Below are 17,593 nucleotides of genomic sequence, written 5' to 3'. Positions count from 1 at the left end.
CGGGCCTTCCCCGGCTCAAAGCCACGTCCGCCGACCCTCAGGCCTCATAGCCCCCTATGACGCACCCAGCACGCCGCGGGCGGTCAGCTCGGCGATCACCACCTTGGCCCGTAGGTCCGCCCGCTCCATGTTCGCGGCCCGTGCGGCCTCGGCATCACGCGCATGGATCGCCGCGGTCTCCGCTTCGTAGGTGTGAGCGAACTCCGCATTGCCCCGGGGGTAGCTCCCCCAGAATCCGCGCGGCGCGAAGACGCGTGCCGCAACGATCGCCGCCTGCAACCGGGGGCCGGCGTACTCCTCGACGATGATGCGCCGGTAGGCGTAGGCCGCTTCCTGAAACGCCCCGGGCTCCTTGCTGGCTCGCAACGTCCGCAGTGCGGCATCGAGTTCGGCCAGGACCCGCGGGGTCGGATTGGTGGCCGCTCGTGCCGACGCAATACCGTTCAGCACCCCGTGCAGCTCATGCTGTTCGAGCACGGCGGCCTCATCGAACCGCTCGACGAACACACCCCGGTGGTAATGGCTGACCACCAGGCCTTCGTACTCGAGTTGATCCAGGGCCTGCTGCACAGGCAGTCGGCTGACACCCAGGTTCGCCGCGATCGCATCGCGGTTGATGCGGTCGCCGGTGCGCAGTTCACCGGATAGGACAAGGTCGACGATGTGGCCGGCGACCAGCTCCTTCTCTTTGACCCCGTATTTCTTCGGCACCGCAATCCCTAGCCGGAAGCGTCGCCTGATGTCTCCCCCGACGAATCTGCCTGCGGCAGCAACTCTTCCAATGTCGACCGAGCGATCCTACGAAAGGCCCGTCGCGGCCGGTTGGCGTCCAGAATGGCCACCTCAAGGGTGCCGGGCCCCAACTTGCGGGACTCGGATCCATTGCCGGTGTCGGGCTGCTGCAAGGCGTTGACCGCGAGCCGCAGGGCGTCGGGCAGTGCGGCGTTCTCGGTGTAAGACTCCTTGAGCGCGGCGATCACCGGCTCAGTGGTGCCGCCCATCACCACGTAATGCGGCTCGTCGGTGATCGACCCGTCGTAGGTGATCCGGTACAGCTCAGGGGCTTTGGCCTGACCCTGGTAGGCCACTCCGGCCACGCACAGCTCGACTTCGTAGGGCTTCGCCTGCTCGGTGAAGATCGTTCCCAGGGTCTGGGCGTAGACGTTGGCCAGCTGGCGTGCGGTGACGTCGCGGCGGTCGTAGGCGTAGCCGCGGGTGTCGGCGAACTGGATGCCACCGCGGCGCAGGTTCTCGAATTCGTTGATCCGGCCCGCGGCGGCGAACCCGACCCGGTCGTAGAGCTCGCTGATCTTCTGCAGTGAGCGCGAAGGATTCTCGGCGACGAACAGCACCCCGTCGGCGTAGGCCAGCGCCACCACGCTGCGGCCGCGGGCGATGCCCTTGCGCGCCAGCTCACTCCGCTCGCGCATCGCCTGCTCAGGGGAGATGAAGTACGGGAAGCTCATTTCTTACCCCGCTTGCTCTTCGGCTCCGGATCCCGCCCGCGAGTGCGACTCTCGATGACTTCCCGGGCCAGCTCGGCGATGCGCTCCTCGGGGATGTCGACGGCGCCGTCGGCGTCGATGGTGACCGCCGTCGGGTAGATGCCGCGCACCAGATCCGGTCCGCCGGTGGCGGAATCGTCGTCGGCGGCGTCGTACAGTGCCTCGACCGCCACTCGAAGCGCCGAATCCGCGTCGGCCACCTGCGCGTACAGCTTCTTCATCGAGGACTTGGCGAACAGCGATCCGGAGCCGACCGCCTGATAGCCCTCCTCCTCGATGTTCCATCCCCCGGCGGCGTCGAACGACACGATGCGCCCGGCGTGCTGGGTGTCAGCCTCGTCGATGTCATAGGCCACCAGCAATGGCAGCGCCAGCAACCCCTGCATCGCCGCGCCCAGGTTGCCGCGCACCATGATCGCCAGCCGGTTCACCTTTCCGGCGAACGTCAGCGGCACCCCTTCGAGTTTCTCGTAATGCTCAAGCTCGACGGCGTAGAGCCGGGCGAATTCGACGGCGATCGCCGCGGTGCCGGCGATGCCGGTGGCGGTGTAGTCGTCGGTGATGTAGACCTTCTGCACGTCACGCCCGGCGATCATGTTGCCCTGGGTGGAGCGCCGGTCCCCGGCCATCACCACACCGCCGGGGTATTTCAGCGCGACGATCGTGGTGCCGTGCGGCAGCTCCGCCCCGGCGCCGGAGCTCTGGCCCGCGCTGCCCGCCGGCAGCAGATCCGGCGCCTGGCGGCGCAGGAAGTCCGAGAACGACGACAGGTCTACCGAGGCCGACGGCAGCCCCGGGAGCGCGGATTGGACGGGAAGACGGTCATGGAAGGGCCAGCTCACTGGCCGCCCTTTTGGACGTACGCGCGCACGAAGTCCTCCGCGTTCTCTTCCAGCACGTCGTCGATCTCGTCGAGCAGGTCGTCGGTCTCGCCGGTCAGCTTCTCGCGACGCTCCTGGCCGGCGGCCGCGGGACCGGTGGGGTCGTCCTCGTCGCCACCGCCACCGCCACGCTTGGTCTGCTCCTGAGCCATCGCTGCCTCCTGCATCTCCATCGGCTTGCGCATCACGCGCACGTCGGTTTCTCCACCCTACCGTCGGTACCGGCGCGGACGTGGGCTAAGGCGCGCGGCGCCTAGGTGGTCAGTTGTTCGACCAGCTCAGCTGCGCTGTCTACCGAGTCCAGCAACGCCCCGACGTGGGCCTTGCTGCCGCGCAGCGGCTCCAGGGTGGGAATGCGGACCAGCGACTCCCCGCCGAGGTCGAAGATCACCGAGTCCCAGCTGGCCGCCGCGATGTCGGCGCCGAACCGGCGCAGGCACTCGCCGCGGAAGTAGGCACGGGTGTCGGTGGGTGGGTTGTCCACCGCGTCGAGGACCTGCTGCTCGGTGATCAACCGCTGCATGGAACCGCGGGCGACCAGCCGGTTGTAGAGGCCCTTGTCCAGCCGGACGTCGGAGTACTGCAGGTCGATCAGGTGCAGCCGCGGAGCCGACCAGCTCAGGTTCTCGCGCTGCCGGAAACCCTCCAGCAGGCGCAGCTTGGCCGGCCAGTCCAGCAGGTCGGCGCACTCCATCGGGTCGCGTTCCAGCTGATCGAGGACCCGGGCCCAGGTCTCGATGATGTCGGTGGCGCGCGGATCCGGATCGCGGGCGTCGACCAGCTTGGCCACCCGGTCCAGGTAGATCCGTTGCAGCGCAAGGGCGGTCATCTCCCGGCCGTCGGCCAGCGCCACGGTCGCCCGCAGCGTCGGGTCGCGACTGATCACGTGCACCGCGCGCACCGGACGGGCCAGCGTCAGGTCGGTCAGGTCGATGCCGTGCTCGGGGCCCTCCTCGATGAGGTCGAGCACCAGCGCCGTGGTGCCCAACTTCAGATACGTGGAGGTCTCGGCGAGGTTGGCGTCGCCGATGATGACGTGCAGCCGGCGATACTTGTCGGCGTCGGCGTGCGGTTCGTCGCGGGTGTTGATGATGCCGCGCTTGAGGGTGGTCTCCAGGCCGACCTCGACCTCGATGTAGTCGGCGCGCTGGGAGAGCTGGAAGCCCGGTTCGTCCCCGGCGGGGCCCAGGCCGACGCGGCCGGAACCGGTGACCACCTGCCGCGACACCAGGAACGGGGTCAGGCCGGCGATGATCGCCGAGAACGGTGTCTGCCGGCTCATCAGGTAGTTCTCGTGGGTGCCGTAGGAGGCACCCTTGTTGTCGATGTTGTTCTTGTAGAGCTGCAGCTTGGCGGCCCCCGGGACGCTGGCCACGTGGCGGGCGGCGGCCTCCATCACCCGCTCGCCGGCCTTGTCCCAGATCACCGCGTCCAGCGGGTCGGTGACCTCGGGCGCGGAGTACTCCGGGTGGGCGTGGTCGACATACAGCCGGGCCCCGTTGGTCAGGATCATGTTGGCCGCCCCGACCTCGTCGGCGTCGATGATCGGCGGCGGGCCCGACGAGCGGGACAGGTCGAAGCCGCGGGCGTCGCGCAGCGGGGATTCCACCTCGTAGTCCCAGCGGGTGCGCTTGGCGCGCGGGATACCGGCCGCCGCCGCGTAGGCCAGTACCGCCTGAGTGGAGGTCAGGATCGGGTTCGCGGTCGGATCCGACGGCGAAGCAATGCCGTATTCGACTTCCGTCCCGATGATCCGTTGCATGGCCTCAGCCTATGCGAGGCCATCAGCGGGGCCGGTTGGTGAGTAGGGTCCGGTGGGCCATCTCCCGGGCCGCGGCGATGATGACGTCCGCGTCCGGCTCGGCCTCGCCCAGGTAAGCGGCGTTCAACAGGCCGTCGACGGCGTAGTACAACAGCCCTGCCGTGGTGGCCGGATCGGCCACCGTGGCGGCCCCGGCAACTACGGCGGCGGCGATCGCGTCGGCCAGCAGCGTGATGACTTTCGAATCGGCTTGGCGTAGTTGGCGCAATCCGTCACCGGAGGCTTGTGAGAACACCGCCCGGTGCAGCGCCGCGTTGGCGATGTCGTAGCGGACCATCTGCTCGATCAGCGCATCGATTGCCGCGGGCCAACCGGGGGCCGAGGGCGTCGTGGCGGTGAGCTGGCCCCGCACGGTGGCCAGGAAGGTCTCCAGGTAGTCGGACCACAGTTTCGCCAGCAGGTGATCCTTGGAATCGAAGTACAGGTAGAAGGTGCCCTTGGCGACCTGGGCCGCCGCGGTGACCTTGTCCACCGTCAGCTCGGTCGGCCCGTCGGCCAGCAGCAAGCCTCGGGTCACCTCCAACAACTGACGTTCCCGTTGTTCGGCGGGCAACGTCGTGCGTCGTCGTCGAGATCCCTGTTGCGCCAAGGCACATCTCCTTTCTCGGGATCGGTGCCGCCGGCGCCGAACACGTTTGACAGTGGCGTGCAGCCACCGCTACGGTAACATGACTGACGGTCAGTCAGTTAGTTCGACCGGACGAGGAGGCTCGCATGGCAACGACACATGTCGCTCAGGACGTCGCCGTCGACGAGAGTCGCACCAGCGCCTTGAGCCTGATGGCACTCGGGCGGGTGGTCCTTGCCGCCGCCTCGCTGGCCGCACCGCGGGGCTTCGCCAGAATCCTGGGCGTCACACCCTCCCCCGAACTCACCTACCTGACCCGGATCTATGGCGCGCGTGCATTCGCGATGGGCTTGGGCTACCTGACCAGTGCCACCGCGGAACGCCATCGCTGGAGGCGGCTCGCCCTGGCGGTCGACACCACCGACACCGTCAACGGCGTCGGCCACCTGATACGCCGCGATCTGCCGTTGCGGGCGGCTCTGAGCATGGTGGCCCTGACGGGCACCTATGCGGCTATCGGCGCCACCAAAGTCGCAACCGAGCAGCTAGGCAAATCGGGCTAGGCGCGGGTGGCGGCCGGCGCGAGCGTGCGTAGTTGTACAAGATTTGCGGCGTGTCGATGTGCAAACACGCACGCTCGCGCCACTGGGGGCTTCGCGCCACCGGGCGCGGCTAGAGGTACTGGCCCAGGTTGGATTCGGTGTCGATGGCACGGCTGGCGCTCGAGCTCTTGCCGGTGACCAGGGTGCGGATGTAGACGATCCGCTCCCCCTTCTTGCCCGAGATCCGCGCCCAGTCATCGGGATTGGTGGTGTTGGGCAGGTCCTCGTTCTCGGCGAACTCGTCGACGATCGAGTCCAGCAGGTGCTGGATGCGCAGACCGGGCTGACCCGTCTCCAGCACCGACTTGATCGCGTTCTTCTTCGCGCGGTCGACGACGTTCTGGATCATCGCCCCGGAGTTGAAGTCCTTGAAGTACATGACTTCCTTGTCCCCGTTGGCGTAGGTGACCTCCAGGAACCGGTTGTCGTCGATCTCGGCGTACATCCGGTCGACGACCTTCTCGATCATCGCCTTGATGCAGGCCGCTCGGTCCCCGCCGAACTCGGCCAGGTCGTCGGCGTGCACCGGCAGCCCCACGGTGAGGTACTTGGAGAAGATGTCCTGGGCGGCTTCGGCATCCGGGCGCTCGATCTTGATCTTGACGTCGAGGCGGCCGGGCCGCAGGATCGCCGGGTCGATCATGTCCTCCCGGTTGGAGGCGCCGATCACGATGACGTTCTCCAGCCCCTCCACGCCGTCGATCTCACTGAGCAGCTGGGGAACCACCGTCGTCTCCACATCCGAAGAGACGCCGGTGCCGCGGGTGCGGAAGATCGAGTCCATCTCGTCGAAGAACACGATCACTGGGGTGCCTTCGGAGGCCTTCTCCCGCGCACGCTGGAAGATCAGCCGGATGTGACGCTCGGTCTCGCCGACGAACTTGTTGAGCAGCTCGGGGCCCTTGATGTTGAGGAAGTACGACTTGGCCTCGTGGGCGTCGTCGCCGCGCACCTCGGCCATCTTCTTGGCCAGTGAGTTGGCCACCGCCTTGGCGATCAGCGTCTTACCGCAGCCGGGCGGACCGTAGAGCAGCACCCCTTTGGGCGGACGCAGCGCGTACTCGCGGTAGAGGTCCTTGTGCAGGAACGGCAGTTCCACGGCGTCCCGGATCTGCTCGATCTGGCGAGTCAGGCCGCCGATGTCGCCGTAGCTGACGTCGGGCACCTCCTCGAGCACCAGGTCTTCGACCTCGGCCTTGGGGATGCGCTCGAACGCGTAGCCGGCCTTGGTGTCGACCAGCAGCGAGTCGCCGGGGCGCAGCTTGCGGGGACGCCGGTCATCGGACATGGCGTCCGGGTTGCTGTCGGGAAGGTCGGGGGCGACCAGCGGCTCGGCCAGCCAGACGATGCGCTCCTCATCGGCGTGGCCCACCACCAGCGCCCGGTGACCGTCGGCCAGCACCTCACGCAGGGTTGAAATCTCGCCGACTGATTCGAAGGCGGTGGCCTCGACAACGGTCAGTGCCTCGTTGAGCCGCACCGTCTGACCCTTTTTGAGGGTCGAGACGTCGATGTTCGGCGAGATGTTCAGCCGCATCCGTCGCCCGGAGGTGAACACGTCGACGGTGTCGTCGTCGTGGCTGGCCAGCAGCACGCCGTACCCGCTGGGCGGCTGGCCCAGCCGGTCGACCTCCTCGCGCAGCGCAAGCAGCTGCTGACGTGCGTCCTTGAGGGTGTCCATCAGCTTGGAGTTGCGCGCAGTCAGCGAGTCGATGTGGGCCTCGAGCTGCCGCACGTCACGCCCGACACGGGCGCTGTCCTGCGGGGCGCTGTCCAGCTGTTCGCGCAGCACCGCGGCCTCGCGGCGCAGCTCCTCCAGCTCGGCCAGGTCGTCACCGGGGATACCCGGCCCGCTGGACGCGTCGAAGGCCTCAGAACGCCCTGAGTCTCCCATGTTGTCCATGTTGCGCTCCTTTCCCGAACTGGAAGTTGAAGCGACGGATACCTCAACGCTACCGGCCATTGTGCATTCGCGTGCGCAGTGGGAATCCGACACACCGGAAACGCTGTTAGCCTTGATGACAATTCAAGCCGTCGAAAGGACCTTTGTGACCGTGAAATACCTAGCCACAGGCTTCGCAGCAGCCGCGATCGTCGGGGCAGCCGCAGCAGGTGTGACTTCGGTTGCAACCGTCGTTCCGCAGGTGCAGCTGACGGTGTTCGGCGCGCCCCTGCCGCTCGACCCGCCGGCCGCCGTGCCGGCGCCCGAGCAGTTGACCGACGTTCTCAACACCCTGGCTGACCCGGCCATCCCCGCCGCCGGCAAGTCCCACCTGGTTGAGGGCGGCCTGGGCCCGGTCGAGAGCAGTGTCATGGACCGCAAGATGGCCAAGGGCGTGGCGAACGGCAAGTTCCCGCTGTCGATCGGTGTGGCGAACATCGCCCCGGCCGGCCCCGGCGCTGCCACGGCGGACGTCACCGCCTCCGGGCCGCAGATGGAGCCGCGCACGGTCAACCTGATGTTCGTCGACCAGGGCGGCTGGAAGCTGTCCCGGAGCTCGCTGATGACGCTGTCGCAGATGACTTCGTCGAACTGACCGCTGCTGGATGGCCCGGCAACGCATCGCCGTGAGCACCGCCCTGGCGGCGGTGCTGGCGCTGTCGGGCTGCACCGGCCACCAGTCGGCGCCACCACCACCGGCCGAGCTGCCAACGACGTCGACCACGACGGCGCCCGCGGAACCTCCGGCGTCGGCGATGCCGGCACCCGAGGCGCTGACCGACGTGCTGTACCGACTCTCCGACCCCGACCTTCCCGCGGCGGACAAGGTGGGCCTCATCGAGAACGCCAAGCCCACCGACGCCGAGACCATCGCCAAGTTCGGCACCGCCCTCAAAGACGGCGGCTATCTGCCGTTGAACCTCGAGGCCGCCGAGCTGACCTGGTCGGACCGCCATCCGGGCAACGTGACCGCCGACGTCACCGTCAACACCGCCAACCCCGACGCCGGCGGATTCACCTTCCCGATGGAGTTCGCGCCGCACCACGGTGGCTGGCAGCTGTCGCAGGAGACCGCCAAGACCTTGCTGGCGTTCGCCGAGGCGCACTCCGGCTCCTCGACGCCGGCCACCCCGTAGCCATGTGGATCGGCTGGCTGGAGTTCGACCTGCTGCTAGGCGACGTGCATTCGCTCAAAGAGAAGCGTTCGGTGGTGCGGCCGATCGTCGCGGAACTGCGGCGCAAGTTCAACGTGGCGGCCGCCGAGACGGATTCGGCGGAGCTGCACCGGCGCAGCGGGATCGGGGTGTCCGCGGTGTCCGGCGAGCGGGGCCATCTGGTGCAGCTGCTGGACGCGGCCGAACGTCTGGTGGCCGCCCGCCCGGAAGTCGAACTGCTGTCGGTGCACCGCGGGCTGAACCGCAGCGACGACTAGCGCCGCGACGCAAGCGGTTTCACCGATCACACCGGGCGTTTGCGCCTCAACCGGGTGGGGGTCACCGTGCCCGGCGCCAGCCGTCGGGCGGTGACCAGGAACGCGGTGTGACCGCGCATGGCGTGCTGGGGCCGCACCGCCAGGCCGACGACGTTCCAGCCGCGCTGCAGCGTCTCCCAGGCCCGCGGCTCGGTCCAGCACTGCTGTTTGCGCAGCGCCTCCACCACCTCGGAGAGCTGGGTCACGGTGGCGACGTAGATCACCAGCACCCCGCCGGCGATCAGCACCCGCGACACGGTGTCGAGCACCTCCCACGGCGCCAGCATGTCGAGCACCACCCGGTCGATCGATCCGGCCGCCATGTCGCAGTCCGCGACGTCACCCATCACCAGCTGCCAGTTGTCGGGCAGGTGCCCGACGAAGCTCTCGACGTTGGCGCGGGCGTGCACGGCGTGGTCGTCGCGCAGTTCGTAGGAGATCACCCGGCCCTCGGGGCCGACGGCGCGCAGCAACGACAGGGTCAGCGCACCCGAGCCGGCGCCGGCCTCCAGCACCCGGGCCCCGGGAAAGATGTCGCCCTCGTGGATGATCTGCGCGGAATCCTTGGGGTAGATCACCTGCGCTCCGCGCGGCATCGACATCACGTAGTCGACCAGCAGCGGTCGCAGCACCAGGAACGGATCACCGTTGGCGGACTTGACCACGCTGCCGTCCGGCAACCCGATCACCGCGTCGTGCGGGATGGCGCCGCGATGGGTGTGGAAGTCACCGCCGGGCACCAGCACCGTGGTGTAGCGGCGGCCCTTGGCGTCGGTGAACTGCGCCCGGTCACCCGCTTGGAAGATCCCGGATTCTGACACAGCCGTTAACCCTAAGGCGTGTTCGACGAACAGGTTGTCGGTGCCTGCCCGTAGGGTGCCTGACTATGAGCAGGCCGGCGTTGTCCCCGTCACGCGCGGTCGACTTCAGACAGTGCCCGCTGCTGTACCGCTTCCGGGCGATCGACCGCCTGGCCGAGGCGCCGTCGGCGGCGCAGTTGCGCGGCACGCTGGTACACGGTGCCCTGGAACGGCTCTACGCGCTGCCGGCGTCCCAGCGCGGCCCGGAGACGGCTGCCGATCTGGTGGCTCCGTCGTGGGGAGACCTGATCAGCGCCGAGCCGGCTTTGAGTGAGGGGCTCGACACCGACAAGCTGCTGGCCGAGGCCCGCAGGCTGCTGTCGGGCTACTACCGGCTGGAGGATCCGCGCCGGTTCGATCCGCAGAGCTGCGAACAGCGCGTCGAGGTCGAGCTGGCCGACGGGACCCGGCTGCGCGGGTTCGTCGACCGCATCGACGTCGCCCCTTCGGGCGGGCTGCGGGTGGTCGACTACAAGACCGGCAGGGCTCCCTCGGCCAGCGGGCGGCGGTCCGGATCCGCCGAGTCGAAGGCGTTGTTCCAGATGAAGTTCTATGCGGTGGCGCTGCTGCGATCACGCCGGGTGCTGCCCGCGCAGCTGCGGTTGATCTACCTCGCCGACGGCCAGGTGCTGGACTACTCCCCCGACCACGCGGAGCTGCTGCGTTTCGAGAAGACCCTGATCGCGATCTGGCGTGCCATCCAAACCGCCGGTGCCACAGGCGATTTCCGGCCCAACCCGTCGCGGTGGTGCGACCGGTGCGCGCACCGCACGCGGTGCCCCGCATTCGGCGGGACACCGCCGTCCTACCCCGGCTGGCCGGCGGACGACGCGGCGTGAGCGGCGCCTACTACCGTCGGGCGCCCGGGTGCGGGCCCGACGAGGGGGTCTTCGAAGCCACCGATTTCACCCGCAGTAACTGGGGAGCGCAGCTGCAGCACGGCTCACCCCCGCTGGCGCTGCTCACCCGCGAGATCGAGCGCCTGATCGCCGGATCGGGCCAGCGGATCGCCCGGCTGAGCCTGGACATCCTGGGCGCCATACCGGTCGGCCGAGTGCGGGTGCAGGCCCGGGTGCAGCGGCCCGGTCGGCGAATCTGCTTGCTGGAAGCCGAGATGCATGCCGACGACGACCGTCCGGTAGCCCGGCTGAGCGCATGGGCGCTGGCCACCGCCGACACCGCGGCGGTGGCCGCCGACCGGCACCCGCCGCTAGCGGACGGGCCTTCGCTGCCGCCGCCGGACTGGTTCGCCCAAGCCAGTGGATACGCCCACTCGGTCAAGTGGCGGGTGCAGCCGGACTCCGCCGACGGCGCCGCGGTGGCCTGGCTGAGCTCGCACCTGCACCTGGTCGACACCGAGCAGACCACCGCGCTGCAGCGACTGGCGATGGTGGTCGACTCGGCCAACGGCGTGGGCGCGGCCCTGGACACCGAGCAGTACATGTTCATGAACACCGACACCGTCGTACACCTGCACCGGCTGCCCGCCGGAGAGGAATTCGGCCTGCGGGCCCGCGCCTCGATCGGTCCGGACGGCATCGGCGTCACCACCGCGGAGTTGTTCGACCGCAACGGCTTCATCGGAACGTCAGCGCAGACACTGCTGGTGCAGCGGCGCTGAACGTCTCAGCTCATACGACCGCGGTGAAGGCAGCGATCGCGATCCCGCCCAGGACGGCGACAGCGTCCTCCAGTAGCGCGATCGGCAGGTCGTGGCCGCCATTGACGGCGACCAGGCGCTGCCGGGCGGCAAAGCCGCCCAACGTGCCGATCACCACGCCGATCACGGCCGCACCCAGCGCCGTCCAGGTGAAGTTCCAGGCCGTGCCGAGTACCGCACCCGCGAACCCACCGAGCAGGATCCGTGCGGCGAACTGCAGGGGCACCGTGCGATTCGGCGTTCGGGGCAACTGATCGTTGACGAGTTCGCCGACCGCCAGCACCGTCAAGACGGTGACGGTCACCGGGTGGCTCAACCACTCGGCCCAGGTGCCGTTGAGGTTGATCCAGTGCAGTGCGGCGGCCCAGGCCATGACGGCCGGCGCGGTGAACGCACGCAGGCCGGCGACCGTACCGATCAACAGCGCGAGGAGCAGCACGAGGAAATGCGTCACGAGAGCCTCCTAGGGTCTCCCGGACGCTAACACGTCGGCAGCGCTGCGACCTGCACTGATCAGAATCGGCAGAATCTGATGTCCGAGGCGAGGATGGCCTTGGCCCCGATGGCGGCCAGTTCGTCCATGATCGCGTTGACCTCGCGCCGCGGCACCAGCGCGCGGACCGCCACCCAGTCGGGGTCGGCGAGGGGGGCGATGGTCGGCGACTCCAGCCCGGGAGTGATCGCGGCGGCCCGGTCGAGCACCGCGCGCGGGCAGTCGTAGTCCAGCATCAGATACTGCTGGCCGAACACCACGCCTTGGACCCGGGCGGCCAATTGATCACGGGCGGCGGCGGTCTCCGCGCTGCGGCCGTTGGATACGGCACCCTCGATCAGCACCGCTTCTGAGTCGCACAGTGATTCCCCGAAGGCCACCAGGCTGTGCTGGCGCAGGGTGCGACCGGAGCCCACCACGTCGGCGATCGCGTCGGCCACCCCGAGTTGGATCGAGATTTCCACCGCCCCGTCGAGGCGGATGACGGTGGCTTCAATTCCCTTGGTGGCCAAATCTTTCCGGACCAGGTTGGGATAAGCGGTGGCGATCCGCTTGCCGGCCAGGTCCGCAGCGGTCCAGTCCCGCCCGGCCGGGGCGGCGTAACGGAACTTCGACCACCCGAATCCCAGCGCCAACCGCTCGGCGACCGGCGCCCCGGATTCGGCGGCCAGATCCCGGCCGGTGATGCCGAAGTCGAGCTGACCCGACCCGACGTAGATGGCGATGTCCTTGGGTCGCAGGAAGAAGAACTCGACCTTGTTCACGGGGTCGAGAACGGTCAGGTCCTTGGCGTCCGAGCGGCTGCGGTAGCCGGCCTCGGACAGCATCGCCGCGGCGGATTCACTGAGCGCCCCCTTGTTGGGGACCGCGACACGCAACATGCTCACAGCTTCCGGTAGACGTCGGACAGCGTCAGCCCGCGCGAGATCATCAGCACCTGGGTCCAATACAGCAGCTGACTGATCTCACCGGCCAGCGCGTCGTCGGACTCGTGCTCGGCGGCCATCCATACCTCGCCGGCCTCCTCCAGAATCTTCTTGCCGACGGCGTGCACCCCAGCATCCAGCGCGGCCACGGTGGCGCTGCCGGCCGGTCGGGTGGCGGCGCGCTCACCGAGCTCGGCGAACAGCTCCTCGAACGTCTTCACGAGCAGGGATTGTTTCATGCGCCGGCGGAGGCCGTCACGGCAGTTTCGCCCGGAGCCGGCCCGCCACCGGCGCGAGCGCTGCCCGCCACCGGCACGAGCGTGCACAGATGTACAGGATTTACGGCGTGTCGGCGGACAAACACGCACGCTCGCGCTCATGGGACTCGCGCTCATGGGGCTCGCGCTCATGAGGGGTGGCCAGGTCGGTGTAGATGTCGTGCAGGTCGGCCAGCCCGAGACCGGCCAGCGAGGCCACCTGCCGGCGCCGCGGCCCGGCCGGTACCGGCACCGCGTTCGGCGCCACCAGCACCGCGCAGCCGGCCGCTTCGGCGGCGGCCGCCCCGGTCGGCGAATCCTCCACCGCCAGACACCAGCCCGGGTCGAGCTCCAGCAGCGCCGCGGCCCGCAGGTAGGGATCGGGTGCCGGCTTGCCGCGCGACACCTCATCGCCGCAGACCACCGCCGAAAAGTAGTGCCGGCCGATGGTGTTCAGCGCCCGCTCGGCCAGCGCCCGCGGGGTGTTGGTCACCAGGGCCACGGGCATGGCCGCCGCGGCCAGTCCGTCGAGCAGCTCCCGCGCGCCGTCGCACCAGGGCAGGCCGGTGTCGAACAGCCCGGCGGTGTAGTCGTGCAGCCAGTTCGCCGAGTCGGCCATCGCCGCCGGGTCGGGCGACAGGCCCAGATCGTCGTAGACGATGCGCATGGTGTTCTCCGCGCAGCCGCCGACCGTGGTCGCCCGCACCTCCGGGGTCAGCACCCCGCCGAGGCGGTCATAGAGCGCGTCCATCGCGACATCCCACAGCTTCTCGGAGTCGACCAGGGTGCCGTCCATGTCACACAGCACCGCGCGCAAGGCGCCCATCAGGACAGCATCTCAGCTCAGTCCTCCGGGTTGTAGCCGAGGTTGGCGCCGAGCCAGCGCTCGGCCTCGGCCAGGGTCCAGCCCTTGCGCTTGGCGTAGTCGGCGACCTGGTCCTGGGCCAACCGGCCGATCACGAAGTACTGCGACTGCGGGTGCGAGAAGTACAAGCCGCTGACGGCCGCGCCGGGCCACATCGCCATCGAGTCGGTGAGCTCGATGCGGGTGCGCTCGTGGACGTCCATCAACTTCCAGATCGTCGCCTTCTCGGTGTGCTCCGGGCAGGCCGGGTAGCCCGGGGCGGGGCGGATTCCCTGGTACTTCTCGGCGATGAGTGCGTCGTTGTCCAAGTCCTCGTCCGGCTGGAATCCCCAGAACTCCTTGCGAACCCGCTGGTGCATCCGTTCGGCGAAGGCCTCCGCCAGCCGGTCGGCGACCGACTCCAGCAGGATGGCGCTGTAGTCGTCGAGATCGGCTTTGAACTCCGCGATCTTCTCGCCGCTACCGAGTCCGGCGGTGACCGCGAAGGCGCCGATGTAGTCCGCCAGACCCGTGTCCTTGGGGGCGATGAAGTCACCCAGCGACCGGTTCGGGATGCCGGCCCGGTGCGCGCCCTGCTGGCGCAGGTTGTGGAATACGGTCAGCACCTCGGTACGGGACTCGTCGGTGTAGACCTCGACGTCGTCGCCGACGGCGTTGGCCGGGAAGAACCCGATCACCGCGTTGGCCGTCAGCCACTTCTCCGCGATCGCGCGGTCGAGCATCTGCTGGGCGTCGTCGTACAGCTTGCGGGCGGCCTCACCCGATGCCGGGTTGTTGAGGATGTCGGGGAAGCGGCCCTTCATCTCCCAGGCGTTGAAAAACGGCTGCCAGTCGATGAACTCGCGCAGTTCGGCCAGGTCGTAGTCGAGGAACTCGCGCACGCCGAGGCCCTGGACGGGTACCGGCGGCGTGTAGCCCTCCCACTCGATCGGCGTCCGGTTCGCGCGGGCCTTCTCCAGCGGCACCATCGGCCGCTCGTTCTTCTGGGCGTGCCGTTCCCGCAGGGACGCGTAGTCCTTCTCGGTCTGCTCCAGCAGCGCCGGTCGTTGCTTGTCGTCGAGCAGCGCGGCGGCGACCGGAACGGAACGCGAGGCGTCTTTGACCCAGATCACCGGACCGCTGCGGCGCGGCGCGATCTTGACCGCCGTGTGGGCGCTCGAGGTGGTCGCGCCGCCGATCAACAACGGAATCTCCAGGCCCTCGCGTTCCATCTCGGCGGCGAAGCCGGCCATCTCCTCCAGCGACGGGGTGATCAGGCCGGAGAGGCCGACCATGTCGGCGTCGTACTCGTTGACCGCGGCCAGGATCTTGTCGGCGGGCACCATCACACCGAGGTCGACCACGGTGTAGTTGTTGCACTGCAGCACGACCCCGACGATGTTCTTGCCGATGTCGTGGACATCGCCCTTCACGGTCGCCATCACGATCGTGCCGTTGGTGTGGTCGGCGTCGCCCGGCTGCTTCTCCGCCTCGATGAACGGCAGCAGGTAGGCCACGGCCTTCTTCATCACCCGGGCCGACTTCACCACCTGCGGCAGGAACATCTTGCCCGCGCCGAACAGGTCGCCGACGACGTTCATGCCGTCCATCAGGGGGCCCTCGATCACCTCGATCGGCCGGCCTCCCGCGGCGGCGATCTCGGCCCGCAGCTCCTCGGTGTCCTCGTCGACGTGGGCGTCGATGCCCTTCACCAGGGCGTGCGTGATCCGCTCGCGGACCGGCAGAGATCGCCACTCGGCCGCAGCGGGATCTTCGCCCCTCTCAGAGGAATTGAACCGTTCGGCGATCTCCAGCAGCCTTTCGGCGGCGTCCTCGCGACGGTTCAGCACGACGTCCTCGATACGCTCCCGCAGCTCTGCGTCGATCGAGTCATAGGGCACCAGGGCCCCGGCGTTGACGATGCCCATGTCCAGACCGGCCTTGATGGCGTGGTACAGGAACACCGCGTGAATCGCCTCGCGCACCGGGTTGTTGCCCCGGAATGAGAACGACACGTTCGAGATACCGCCGGAGATGTGCACCCCGGGCAGGTTCTCCTTGATCCACGCGCAGGCCTCGATGAAGTCGATCCCGTAGGTCGCGTGCTCCTCGATGCCGGTTGCCAGCGCGAAGCAGTTCGGGTCGAAGATGATGTCCTCGGGCGGGAAGCCGACCTCTTCGGTCAGGATCCGGTAGGCACGCCCGCAGATCTCCTTGCGGCGCTCCAGGTTATCGGCCTGGCCCTGTTCGTCGAAGGCCATCACGACGACGGCGGCGCCGTACTTGCGGCACAGCCGGGCCTCATGGACGAACTTCTCCTCGCCCTCCTTCATGGAGATCGAGTTGACGATCGGCTTGCCCTGCACGTTCTTCAGGCCCGCCTCGATGACCTCCCATTTGGAGGAGTCGATCATCACCGGGACCCGGCTGATGTCCGGCTCGGTCGCGATCAGCTTGGTGAACCGATCCATCGCGGCGACACCGTCGATCATGCCCTCGTCCATGTTGATGTCGATGACCTGCGCACCGACCTCGACCTGCTGCAGCGCGACCGACAACGCGGTGTCGTAGTCCTCGGCCTTGATCAGGTTGCGGAACCGGGCGGAGCCGGTGATGTTGGTGCGTTCACCGATGTTGACGAACAAGGAGTCGTCGGTGATGTTCAGCGGTTCCAAACCCGCGAGCCGGGTGGCGACCTCGATCGTCGGCAGCTCGCGTGGCGCCTTGCCCTCGACGACCTTGGCGATCTCGGCGATGTGCTCCGGCGCCGTTCCGCAGCACCCCCCGACCAGGTTGACCAGGCCGGCCTCGGCGAAGTCGGCGATGTAGCCGGCCTGACGCTCCGGGGACTCGTCGTATTCGCCAAAAGCGTTGGGCAGACCGGCATTCGGATAGCACGAGATGAAGGTGTCCGCGATCCGCGCCATCTCGGCGATGTAGGGCCTCATCTCCGGCGCCCCCAGCGCACAGTTGAGGCCCACCGCGATCGGCTTGGCGTGCCGGATCGAGTTCCAGAACGCCTCGGTGACCTGACCCGACAACGTGCGCCCGGAGGCATCGGTGATGGTGCCGGAGATGATGACCGGCCAGCGCCGACCGCGGTCCTCGAACAGCGTCTCGACGGCGAACACCGCCGCCTTGGCGTTGAGCGAGTCGAAGATCGTCTCGATGAGAATGATGTCGGCGCCGCCGTCGACCAGGCCGTTGGCGGCTTCGAGGTAGGCGGCGACCAGCTGGTCGTAGGAGACATTGCGGGCGCCGGGGTCGTTGACATCCGGCGAGATCGACGCCGTGCGCGTCGTCGGCCCGAGCGTGCCGGCCACGTAGCGGGGCTTGTCCGGCGTGCTGTATTGGTCGGCCGCCTTGCGGGCCAGGGCGGCACCGGCATAGTTCAGCTCGTAGCTGAAGTCCGCCATGTCGTAGTCGGAGAGCGAGATCGCGTTCGCGTTGAACGTGTTGGTCTCCAGGATGTCGGCGCCCGCCTCGAGGTACTCGCGGTGGATCCCCTCGATGATCTGCGGCTGCGTGCACGTGAGCAGATCGTTGTTGCCCTGCAGCGGGGTCGGCCACTCGGCGAACCGCTCGCCGCGGTAACCGGCCTCGTCGGGCCGGTCCCGCTGAATCGCCGTGCCCATCGCGCCGTCGATCACCATGATCCGCCGGCGCAGCGCAACCGTCAGCTCGTCGGTGGCGTCGGGCCGGATGTTGGGCGCGAACGTTGCGGGATCAGCGGCGGTCATGCGAGTTCCTTCCATGGCGGAA

General features: G+C 68.5%; 19 protein-coding genes. 6 read left to right on the top strand and 13 right to left on the bottom strand.

Annotated elements, in window-relative coordinates:
- Positions 1-54: 54 nt before the first annotated feature.
- The 6 genes from BST28_RS04700 to BST28_RS04675 form a co-directional block, all read right to left on the bottom strand.
- Complete coding sequence (locus BST28_RS04700) at positions 55-711, bottom strand: GntR family transcriptional regulator (RefSeq protein WP_083080145.1); 657 nt, start codon at positions 709-711, stop codon at positions 55-57.
- A gap of 8 nt (positions 712-719) precedes the next feature.
- Complete coding sequence (prcA, locus tag BST28_RS04695; protein ID WP_019736568.1) at positions 720-1,466, bottom strand: proteasome subunit alpha; 747 nt, start codon at positions 1,464-1,466, stop codon at positions 720-722.
- Positions 1,463-2,347 (bottom strand): proteasome subunit beta, encoded by an 885-nt coding sequence (prcB, locus tag BST28_RS04690; protein ID WP_019736567.1) that lies wholly within the window; start codon positions 2,345-2,347, stop codon positions 1,463-1,465. The genes prcA and prcB overlap by 4 nt, the downstream gene beginning before the upstream one ends.
- On the bottom strand, positions 2,344-2,538 hold the full coding sequence (locus BST28_RS04685; RefSeq protein WP_013828730.1) for a ubiquitin-like protein Pup: 195 nt from the start codon (positions 2,536-2,538) through the stop codon (positions 2,344-2,346). Before BST28_RS04685 ends, prcB begins: the two co-directional genes overlap by 4 nt.
- Positions 2,539-2,639: 101 nt before the next feature.
- Positions 2,640-4,148, bottom strand: a complete 1,509-nt coding sequence (gene dop, locus BST28_RS04680) for a depupylase/deamidase Dop (RefSeq protein WP_019736565.1) — start codon at positions 4,146-4,148, stop codon at positions 2,640-2,642.
- A 22-nt stretch (positions 4,149-4,170) separates the two neighbouring features.
- On the bottom strand, positions 4,171-4,797 hold the full coding sequence (locus BST28_RS04675; protein WP_029249108.1) for a TetR/AcrR family transcriptional regulator: 627 nt from the start codon (positions 4,795-4,797) through the stop codon (positions 4,171-4,173).
- Between the two features lie 125 nt (positions 4,798-4,922).
- Here BST28_RS04675 and BST28_RS04670 point away from each other — a divergent pair, with 125 nt between their 5' ends.
- Positions 4,923-5,339, top strand: coding sequence for a hypothetical protein (locus BST28_RS04670; protein WP_083080143.1), 417 nt, complete (start codon positions 4,923-4,925; stop codon positions 5,337-5,339).
- A gap of 109 nt (positions 5,340-5,448) precedes the next feature.
- Here the strand turns inward: BST28_RS04670 and arc are convergent, their stop codons facing one another.
- Entirely contained in the window at positions 5,449-7,272 is a 1,824-nt protein-coding gene (gene arc / locus BST28_RS04665; RefSeq protein WP_029249107.1) for a proteasome ATPase, read from the bottom strand.
- A gap of 124 nt (positions 7,273-7,396) precedes the next feature.
- Here arc and BST28_RS04660 point away from each other — a divergent pair, with 124 nt between their 5' ends.
- Genes BST28_RS04660 through BST28_RS04650 form a run of 3 tightly spaced genes read left to right on the top strand, consistent with a single transcriptional unit; the run spans position 7,397 to position 8,752 of the window.
- Positions 7,397-7,915, top strand: coding sequence for an MTB12 family secreted protein (locus tag BST28_RS04660; protein WP_052312243.1), 519 nt, complete (start codon positions 7,397-7,399; stop codon positions 7,913-7,915).
- Between the two features lie 10 nt (positions 7,916-7,925).
- On the top strand, positions 7,926-8,456 hold the full coding sequence (gene lppK / locus BST28_RS04655) for a lipoprotein LppK (RefSeq protein WP_019736560.1): 531 nt from the start codon (positions 7,926-7,928) through the stop codon (positions 8,454-8,456).
- Positions 8,457-8,458: 2 nt separating this feature from the next.
- A complete protein-coding gene (locus BST28_RS04650) occupies positions 8,459-8,752 on the top strand; it encodes a DUF503 domain-containing protein (RefSeq protein WP_019736559.1) in 294 nt (97 codons plus the stop codon).
- 26 nt (positions 8,753-8,778) lie between these two features.
- Here the strand turns inward: BST28_RS04650 and BST28_RS04645 are convergent, their stop codons facing one another.
- On the bottom strand, positions 8,779-9,612 hold the full coding sequence (locus tag BST28_RS04645) for a tRNA (adenine-N1)-methyltransferase (protein ID WP_065289301.1): 834 nt from the start codon (positions 9,610-9,612) through the stop codon (positions 8,779-8,781).
- A gap of 65 nt (positions 9,613-9,677) precedes the next feature.
- Between BST28_RS04645 and BST28_RS04640 the strand changes: the two genes are divergently transcribed.
- Complete coding sequence (locus BST28_RS04640) at positions 9,678-10,490, top strand: RecB family exonuclease (protein WP_019736557.1); 813 nt, start codon at positions 9,678-9,680, stop codon at positions 10,488-10,490.
- Complete coding sequence (locus BST28_RS04635; protein WP_065289316.1) at positions 10,487-11,272, top strand: thioesterase family protein; 786 nt, start codon at positions 10,487-10,489, stop codon at positions 11,270-11,272. The genes BST28_RS04640 and BST28_RS04635 overlap by 4 nt, the downstream gene beginning before the upstream one ends.
- Before the next feature lie 10 nt (positions 11,273-11,282).
- Here the strand turns inward: BST28_RS04635 and BST28_RS04630 are convergent, their stop codons facing one another.
- The 5 genes from BST28_RS04630 to metH all read right to left on the bottom strand — a co-directional run bounded on the left by BST28_RS04630 (position 11,283) and on the right by metH (position 17,571).
- Positions 11,283-11,765, bottom strand: coding sequence for a DUF4126 family protein (locus BST28_RS04630; RefSeq protein ID WP_019738474.1), 483 nt, complete (start codon positions 11,763-11,765; stop codon positions 11,283-11,285).
- A 59-nt stretch (positions 11,766-11,824) separates the two neighbouring features.
- Positions 11,825-12,685 (bottom strand): ATP phosphoribosyltransferase, encoded by an 861-nt coding sequence (hisG, locus tag BST28_RS04625; RefSeq protein WP_043337687.1) that lies wholly within the window; start codon positions 12,683-12,685, stop codon positions 11,825-11,827.
- 2 nt (positions 12,686-12,687) lie between these two features.
- Positions 12,688-12,969: a phosphoribosyl-ATP diphosphatase gene (locus BST28_RS04620; protein WP_029249489.1), complete on the bottom strand. Its 282-nt coding sequence runs from the start codon at positions 12,967-12,969 to the stop codon at positions 12,688-12,690.
- Between the two features lie 100 nt (positions 12,970-13,069).
- Positions 13,070-13,804 carry an HAD family hydrolase gene (locus BST28_RS04615; RefSeq protein WP_083080185.1) on the bottom strand — a complete coding sequence of 245 codons (735 nt, stop codon included), beginning with the start codon at positions 13,802-13,804 and terminating at the stop codon, positions 13,070-13,072.
- A gap of 26 nt (positions 13,805-13,830) precedes the next feature.
- Positions 13,831-17,571, bottom strand: a complete 3,741-nt coding sequence (gene metH / locus BST28_RS04610; RefSeq protein WP_019734850.1) for a methionine synthase — start codon at positions 17,569-17,571, stop codon at positions 13,831-13,833.
- Positions 17,572-17,593: the final 22 nt, after the last annotated feature.

The organism is Mycolicibacter kumamotonensis, from assembly GCF_002086285.1.
Lineage (GTDB): Bacteria > Actinomycetota > Actinomycetes > Mycobacteriales > Mycobacteriaceae > Mycobacterium > Mycobacterium kumamotonense.
This window is presented reverse-complemented; position numbering and strand designations above follow the sequence as displayed.

What these genes read in the sequence shown, in the direction of transcription:
- metH (WP_019734850.1), bottom strand. Translation starts at nt 17,571, where the DNA reads ATGACCGCCGCTGATCCCGCAACGTTCGCGCCCAACATCCGGCCCGAC.
- hisG (WP_043337687.1), bottom strand. Translation starts at nt 12,685, where the DNA reads ATGTTGCGTGTCGCGGTCCCCAACAAGGGGGCGCTCAGTGAATCCGCC.
- BST28_RS04685 (WP_013828730.1), bottom strand. Translation starts at nt 2,538, where the DNA reads ATGGCTCAGGAGCAGACCAAGCGTGGCGGTGGCGGTGGCGACGAGGAC.
- BST28_RS04640 (WP_019736557.1), top strand. Translation starts at nt 9,678, where the DNA reads ATGAGCAGGCCGGCGTTGTCCCCGTCACGCGCGGTCGACTTCAGACAG.
- prcA (WP_019736568.1), bottom strand. Translation starts at nt 1,466, where the DNA reads ATGAGCTTCCCGTACTTCATCTCCCCTGAGCAGGCGATGCGCGAGCGG.
- BST28_RS04620 (WP_029249489.1), bottom strand. Translation starts at nt 12,969, where the DNA reads ATGAAACAATCCCTGCTCGTGAAGACGTTCGAGGAGCTGTTCGCCGAG.
- BST28_RS04650 (WP_019736559.1), top strand. Translation starts at nt 8,459, where the DNA reads ATGTGGATCGGCTGGCTGGAGTTCGACCTGCTGCTAGGCGACGTGCAT.
- dop (WP_019736565.1), bottom strand. Translation starts at nt 4,148, where the DNA reads ATGCAACGGATCATCGGGACGGAAGTCGAATACGGCATTGCTTCGCCG.
- BST28_RS04670 (WP_083080143.1), top strand. Translation starts at nt 4,923, where the DNA reads ATGGCAACGACACATGTCGCTCAGGACGTCGCCGTCGACGAGAGTCGC.
- arc (WP_029249107.1), bottom strand. Translation starts at nt 7,272, where the DNA reads ATGGGAGACTCAGGGCGTTCTGAGGCCTTCGACGCGTCCAGCGGGCCG.
- lppK (WP_019736560.1), top strand. Translation starts at nt 7,926, where the DNA reads ATGGCCCGGCAACGCATCGCCGTGAGCACCGCCCTGGCGGCGGTGCTG.
- BST28_RS04660 (WP_052312243.1), top strand. Translation starts at nt 7,397, where the DNA reads ATGACAATTCAAGCCGTCGAAAGGACCTTTGTGACCGTGAAATACCTA.